Raw genomic sequence first — 1,270 nt, forward strand, 5'->3', positions numbered from 1 at the left:
GAACTGTTCTTGAAAATCGACGGACATGATCGTCTTGGCAAGCGCAAGCTGCCCAGGAGACGCTTCCTTTTTGCCGTTCTGCTGGAAGAACACAAACGAGTCGACCGTGTAGGTGAAGGCATTCGACGTACCGGGCGTCGCCGTGCAGACATAGTCGACGTCGGCTTTTTTGTTCGCATTTGCGAACTCGCCTTTCGCCCAGTCTCCCATGAACTGCATCCCACCCGTTCCGTTGATCACCATTGCGGTCGCGAGATTCCAGTCCCGGCCGGTGGAACCCTTGTCGAAGTAACCCTGAATCCTTCGCACGATCTGGAACACCTGCAACATCTGCGGCGAAGTGAGTGCTTTCTGGTCGAGATCGATCATGGCCTTGCGATAAAAATCCGCACCCTGGGAAAGGACAACCGCTTCCCAGATGGTCATGTCCTGCCAAGGCTGGCCACCACGCGCGACGGGCGTAATGCCCGCAGCGCGGAACTTGTCGGCGAGCGCAAAGAACTCAGGCCACGTTTCAGGCGGCTTACCCCCCACTTTATCGAGGTCGGCTTTGTTGATCCACAGCCAGTTGATCCGGTGCACGGAGAATGGCGCGGCCACATAGTGACCATCCGACATCATGGTCTTGTTGATTTGCGCGGGCAGCTGGGCTTTCCAGCCGGTAGCGGATTTATCTATGTCGACCAACACGCCTTGATCAGCCCAGTCCTGTATCAGCGGCCCCTTGATCTGTGCAGCCGACGGTGCGTTACCTGACATGACCTGCGTCTTCAGCGCCGTCATGGCGGCCGCACCCGCTCCTCCGGCTATGGCGAAGTCTTTCCACTCGTAACCCTGCTTGTTCATGTCGTCCTTCAGGACTCTGATCGCCTTTGATTCTCCGCCTGAGGTCCACCAGTGAAGCACAGAAAGCGATTCGGCGGCACCGGCGACCTGCGCGGCCGTGGCGAGCGTCGCTGCGACAATTGCGGCTGACACGAGAGTTCGTTGCATTGCTGTCTCCGTTCATTTTCTTTTTGCATGACAGACCGACGCACGCCCGTCGCGGCGTGCGTCAGGTCCTTTTGGGGTAGCACCTACAGATCGAAGCCGAGCTGGGCTTTACCGAGGGGCGTCAGATCGTCGGCCGTGGCGCGTCCGACAAAGTCGACTTCGAAATGATCCGCCGGGAAATCGGGCGGACTCTTGCCCTCGAGGAAGCTGGGCAACTGGCGCTTGAGGTACGCGTCGTTCTTGGCACAGGCGGGCGCCGATGCGATATACATCACGT

The 1,270-nt window shown here is 58.7% G+C and carries 2 protein-coding genes; both read right to left on the reverse strand.

All coding sequences use genetic code 11. From position 1 onward, the window contains the following. The coding region (locus AWB67_RS38065; RefSeq protein WP_143746819.1) for an ABC transporter substrate-binding protein at positions 1-993 on the reverse strand (993 nt) is incomplete at its 3' end. Positions 994-1,076: 83 nt separating this feature from the next. After that, the coding region (locus AWB67_RS38070) for a YbiU family protein (protein WP_125477886.1) at positions 1,077-1,270 on the reverse strand (194 nt) is incomplete at its 5' end.

It is taken from the genome of Caballeronia terrestris (genome assembly GCF_001544515.1).
Lineage (GTDB): Bacteria > Pseudomonadota > Gammaproteobacteria > Burkholderiales > Burkholderiaceae > Caballeronia > Caballeronia terrestris.